Below are 5,608 nucleotides of genomic sequence, written 5' to 3'. Positions count from 1 at the left end.
TAGGGGTCACTGCACGAAAGTGAGTTTTACGTACGCCAAGCGCGAACGGATAGCGAACGAGCGAATGCAATGGTCAAGGACAGGTCTCCCGTTTGAGCGGACATTGTCAAAGGTGACCCTCCGTCCATGGAAACAGTGCCACAAGCTTGTAATCGGGGCGCTCGGCCGGGCTGAACGTGTGTTGCGCATAGGTGAGAGAACCGTCCACCGGATGCATAAAGGTCCGCGCGCCGCCCTCACGCGCCATCACGGACTGGGCATTCCATTCGTGCGCGAATAGATCGGACTCGCTCTTCAGGTCCTCGACCAGTGCGGCTAGAGCCGGATCGTTCAGCATCCGCCCGTAATCGGCCCGGAATTCTGCGAGCAGGCGCCTCGCCCGGTGCTCCCAATCGGGCAGGAGGTCACGAGCGGACGGCACCGTGAACGTATAGCGCAGTAGATTTTTCTGCTGCGCATCGCCCAGCCAACCGACGAACAGGTGTTCGGCCGCGCCATTCCAGCAACAGGCGTTCCAAAGCCGGTCTAGCCCGTAGGCCGGACAAGTCAGCGCCGCCACTGACAGGGTTATGGCGTCAGGTGACCGGGACATCGACCCCGATCGTGGTGCCTCGGGATCGCGACGTCCCGCCAACTCGAAGAGATAGGCGCGTTCCGCTGGGGTAAGCGCCAACGCCACCGCAAGGCGGGAAAGCGTGCCGGGCGAGACGCTAACATCGCGCCCTTGTTCGATCCAGGCGCACCAGGTGACACCGATGCCGGCACGCGCTGCCAGCTCCTCCCGACGCAGGCCCGGCGTCCGGCGTCGTCGCCCCGGCAGTTCCGGGGCGACACGCTCACGATGGGAGCGGACGAATTGTCCGAGCAGATTGCGCTGTTCAACGGTGTTCATGGGTCATTTTATAACAGGATAAGAATGTACATTGTAACAGGGTAATGGCTGGTGTTGGAAGCGCCCAAGGAGGAATTATCCATGATCCGTTCGCATGAAACCCTTGTCGAGGACCAATTTGGTTCGCAGGCGAATGCCTATGTGCAAAGCGCCGTCCATGCCGGGGGCGATGATCTCGATGCCTTGGAGGCGGTTGCCGCCCGCGAAAGGCCGGACCGTGCTGTCGATCTCGGATCGGGTGGTGGCCATGTCGCCTACCGGTTGGCCTCTCACGCCCGCGTCGTAACCGCCGTCGATCTTTCCGCAGCGATGATGGACGCGGTGAAAGGGACGGCGCGGCAACGGGGCCTGTCCAATATCGAGACCTGCGTTGCACCTGCCGAACGGATGCCCTTCGACGATGCCTCGTTCGACTTTCTGGGCTGCCGCTTTTCCGCCCACCACTGGCGCGACTTCGAGGCCGGCCTGCGCGAGGCACGGCGGATCATAAAACCGGGTGGTACTGCCGTTTTCATCGACGTTGTGTCTCCGGGACATGCCGGATTCGACACGCATCTTCAGACTGTAGAGGCCCTGCGCGATCCCTCGCATGTCCGCGATTACAGGGCATCGGAATGGATGGCGGCACTTGATCGCGCCGGTTTCCGGGTGCGCAATACACAGACCCGCCGGTTGCGCATGGATTACCCGACATGGGTCGAACGCATGCGGACCCCGGAGCCGCATCGCACGGCGATCCGCTCACTCCAGCGGGTCGCCTCCGGCGAAACGTCGACATATTATGCGATAGAGGCGGACGGGTCGTTCACGCTCGACACGATGCAGATCGAGGCTTCGGCATGTCGGGCGAGGGCGTGATTTCTCTCCCGCGCAGGAGATGAACCGGAGCGAACATTCCTGGCTCGCTGCCTTGGTTCTTCCGTCTGCTTTCGGAACGCCAAGGCGCCCCCCGCTCAGGCCAACTATGGTAGGTCCCAGTCCTGAAAAAGCTTCACGCGGCAAGGAGCGATGGTGAGATGCGAAAGGGCCTGAACTGATCCGGCATCGGCCGGTCGTCCCGCTCCCAGCTATAGTCGCCGGTGAGCGCGATGTGCTCCCAACCCAGCGGTGCGATATGGCGGGCAACTTCGTCCGGCGTACCCATGTCGACCAAGGCCCGTTTGAGATAGCGGGTGTTCCACAGGATGATCGCGGCGACCAGCAGGTTGAGGCCGGAGGCGCGGTAAGACTGGTTCTCGAACCGGCGGTCGCGCAGTTCGCCGAGCTGGTTGAAGAACAATGCGCGGGCAAGGGCGTTGCGCGCCTCGCCCTTGTTCAGCCCGGCCTGGGTTCGCCTGCGCAGATCGATGTCCTGCAACCAGTCGAGCATGAAGATCGAGCGTTCGAGCCGCCCGACCTCGCGCAATGCCAGTGCCAAACCGTTCTGGCGCGGATAGGCGGACAGCTTGCGCAGCATCGCCGATGCGGTGACGGTCCCGGTCCGGATCGAGGTGGCAAGCCGCAGAAGTTCGTCCCAATGCGCGGCTGCATGGTCGTGCGCGATCGGATCGCCGACCATGCCGGCGAGCAATGGCCCTGCTTCCTGACCGGGCAGCAGATGCAAGCGGCGTTCCTTGATATCGCGCAAGCGTGGCGCGAAGCGATAGCCAAAGAACGGCATCAGCCCGAACACATGGTCGGATGCACCGCCCGTATCGGTATAATGCTCTTCGATCGACAGCCCGGTCTGGTGGTACAGCAGACCGTCGAGGACATAGGGGGCCTCGCCCGCGGTTGCGGCGATCACGCGCGAGCCGAACGGATCATACTGGTCCGAGATATGCGTGTAGAACGACACGCCGGGTTCGTTGCCGTTGCGCGCGTTGATGTCGCTGATTGCGGCACCCCGCCCACCGGCATGGAATTGCTGCCCGTCGCTCGATGAGCTGACGCCGCTCCCCCACAATCCAGCGAGTGGCAACGCGCGATGCGCGTCGATCAATCGCCCCAGCGCTTCGCCATAGGCGGCCTCGCTGATGTGCCAGTCATGCAGGTGAGCAAGCTGGCGCAGACTAGCACCATGGCAACTGTCCGCCATGCGGGTCAGGCCTAGATTGATACCATCGGCGAGGATCACGGTCAGCAGCGCGTTGCGATCGTCGGCGGGACGGCCTGAGCGCCGATGCGTGAAACAGTCGCCGAAGCCGGTCCACGCATCGACATCGAGCAGGATATCCGTGATCTTCACACGGGGAAGACGGTCATAGGCGGTGCGCCGGGCAACCTCTGCTGCGGGTGGCGTGATCGCCTTCAGCGGCGAAATCATCAGCCCGTTTTCGTCGAGGCGGACCTGGGGCAGTTCGCCCTGCCGGGCCAGTACCGTCACCCGTTCAATCGCACGGTCCAACCGCTCACGGCGATCCTCGATATGAGACGCGAACCCGGTTTCGATTGCGAGTGGCAGTGGTCCCTTCTCGCGCAGCGCTGCGAAAGTGGCAGGTGGAATGAGATAGCTGTCGAAGTCACGATACTGCCGGCTGCCCGCCACCCAGATATCGCCCGCCCGCAGCCGATCGCGAAGCTGGGACAGGGCGCAGAGTTCATAGCCCGCGCGATCGACCACACCGTTGCGGATCACGAAGGGCCGCCAGCCCGCCGGCACAAAGCGCAGCGGCACTTTGTCGGGCAGGCGTCGTTTGCCGGTGTGGTAGAGATCGGTGATGATGGCGAGTGCGTCGAGGATGCCCTGGACCGGTCCGGCCCCGCGAAACACGAACGCCCGGAGGAATTGCCCGGTAAAAAGTCTCACCGTGCGATGCCGCTCGATCAGTTCGGCCGTACGGTCGATGGTCTCGGGGCGGACGAGGACTTCCGCCTGGGCGACAGCAGAGCCAAACCGCCCCCAGTCGAACGGGCCGATACGCGCAAGGGAGTCGATACCCTTGGCGTGCGCGTCGATCAGCACGCGGCAGCTATCGGTCAAAGTACGTAGATGCCCCTGCATCTCGCGTACCGTCCTAATCGCCTTGTCGCGCGTCCGGTTTTCTGCGCGGCGCACCATGCTGCCAAGCAGCTTGTCGAACATGGTGAGCGCGGCGTCGGTCAGGCTTTCCTCGAGCCGGATGGCTGCGGCCGCGAGCGTCGCGTGGCGGCGCATGGCCGCTAGCTCGCCGAGATGTTGCGGCGTGATCCGCACTGCCTCGTCGGCTAATCGATCGAATGTCGCCGATGGGATCATGGCGGCGCGCGACGGGTCGAGGCCGAGCATCCGGACATGATCGAGCCGTTCGAGCAGCCGCAAGATGTTACGCGCTGCCGGCGACTGCGGCGCGTTGCGCAGCCAGGCCAGCCATGTCGTTCCCTGATCTGACCGCCGGGTCAGCAAGGCGTCCAGCGCTGCCAGCTTGTCCAGCTCGATGCCGTTGATCAGGATTTCATGGGTGAGTTGTTCGGCCTGCTGACGCGCGTGTCTGACGACCGCCTCGATGACAGCCGGGGGCGGCAGTAGCACCCGGCGTCGTCGCAACTCATCGATAACGGTGCCGGCAAGCAGGAGAGGCTGAGCGACGGTCTGCGCCACCGGCATCGCGAACGCCACGATCGCGCGAAAGTGATTCCGGTCGAAAGCGGCGTGGCTGAACCGCTGCATGAGATCGGCGAGATGCGCGCGACGTGTTTCATCGCGACGGGCGTAATCGTTGAACGCCGTGACCGGCACGTCGATCTGATCGGCGACGAAGGCGAGGATGGCGCCCGGCGGGTTCTCGCCGGCCTCCAGCACACGGCCCGGCCAACGCATGTACAGCAACAGCATCGCGAACCCGAGCCGGCTCGACGCTCCCCGACGTTCGCTGACAAGATCGAGATCCTCACGGCTGAGGGTAAAGTGACGGGCGATCTCCCGTTCGTCGGTTGGAGGATCGTAATGTGGGGCAAGGGTCTCGCGTGTCAGCAATTGCCGTCTTGCCATGCGTCACGACCCTTTGTGCTCTGTCCGTCAGACGGTCCTCTGGCGGCCAGCATGAATATGTCCGCCAACTCTGGACCCGCGATGGCGAGTCGGACAAGAATGCAAATCGATGGGAAAACGGACAGATTGGAACCGGTCGTGGCGCTGATCGGCTATGCGCGGGTTTCAACCGGCGACCAGAAGCTGGCGCTCCAGCATGACGCGCTGAACGCCGCCGGATGCGAGCGCATCTTCGACGACCATGCGTCCGGCGCGAAGACCGATCGGCCGGGGCTGACCGAAGCGCTCGCCTATCTGCGTGCCGGCGACACGCTGGTCGTTTGGAAGCTCGACCGGCTCGGCCGTTCGATGAGCCACCTGATCGAGAAGGTCGGCGAACTGGCCGCGCGCGGTGTCGGTTTCCGATCGCTCACCGAGCAGATCGACACCACCACGTCGGGCGGGATGCTCGTGTTCAACATCTTCGGCTCGCTCGCCCAGTTCGAGCGCGACCTGATCCGCGAGCGCACCAACGCCGGGTTAAAGGCGGCGCGCGAGCGGGGGAGCCTCGGCGGTCGACGCCCGGTCATCACCCCCGATAAGCTGCGCAAGGCGCGCGATCATATTGCGGCGGGGCTAACTGTCCGCGAAGCTGCCACGCGCCTCAAGGTTGGCAAGACCGCGCTCTACAAGGCGCTTGAAGACGTAGCAGCAAAAGCGAAAGCCTGATGTTCTAGCTACGTTCGCCCTTGGCGTACGTAAATGTCACTTTCGTGCAGTGACCCCTA

The 5,608-nt window shown here is 63.7% G+C and carries 4 protein-coding genes; 2 read left to right on the top strand and 2 right to left on the bottom strand.

Annotated features, from left to right (window positions below; translation table 11 throughout):
• Positions 1 to 106: 106 nt before the first annotated feature.
• On the bottom strand, positions 107 to 892 hold the full coding sequence (locus MF607_RS22215) for a helix-turn-helix transcriptional regulator (protein WP_242122346.1): 786 nt from the start codon (positions 890 to 892) through the stop codon (positions 107 to 109).
• Between the two features lie 81 nt (positions 893 to 973).
• Here MF607_RS22215 and MF607_RS22210 point away from each other — a divergent pair, with 81 nt between their 5' ends.
• On the top strand, positions 974 to 1,750 hold the full coding sequence (locus MF607_RS22210; protein WP_242122345.1) for a class I SAM-dependent methyltransferase: 777 nt from the start codon (positions 974 to 976) through the stop codon (positions 1,748 to 1,750).
• Positions 1,751 to 1,883: 133 nt separating this feature from the next.
• On the opposite strand, the gene MF607_RS22205 is transcribed toward MF607_RS22210, so the two are convergent.
• A complete protein-coding gene (locus MF607_RS22205) occupies positions 1,884 to 4,841 on the bottom strand; it encodes a Tn3 family transposase (protein WP_242122344.1) in 2,958 nt (985 codons plus the stop codon).
• A 138-nt stretch (positions 4,842 to 4,979) separates the two neighbouring features.
• Between MF607_RS22205 and MF607_RS22200 the strand changes: the two genes are divergently transcribed.
• On the top strand, positions 4,980 to 5,549 hold the full coding sequence (locus tag MF607_RS22200) for a recombinase family protein (RefSeq protein WP_347340920.1): 570 nt from the start codon (positions 4,980 to 4,982) through the stop codon (positions 5,547 to 5,549).
• Positions 5,550 to 5,608: the final 59 nt, after the last annotated feature.

The sequence above is a fragment of the Sphingomonas lacusdianchii genome (genome assembly GCF_022664395.1).
In the GTDB taxonomy this organism is placed as follows: Bacteria; Pseudomonadota; Alphaproteobacteria; order Sphingomonadales; family Sphingomonadaceae; genus Sphingomonas; species Sphingomonas lacusdianchii.
The sequence above is the reverse complement of the archived record's forward strand: the minus strand, read 5'-3'. Positions and strand labels throughout refer to the sequence as shown.

Coding starts and splice junctions, on each gene's coding strand:
- MF607_RS22215 (WP_242122346.1), bottom strand. CDS start 892: ATGAACACCGTTGAACAGCGCAATCTGCTCGGACAATTCGTCCGCTCC.
- MF607_RS22210 (WP_242122345.1), top strand. CDS start 974: ATGATCCGTTCGCATGAAACCCTTGTCGAGGACCAATTTGGTTCGCAG.
- MF607_RS22205 (WP_242122344.1), bottom strand. CDS start 4,841: ATGGCAAGACGGCAATTGCTGACACGCGAGACCCTTGCCCCACATTAC.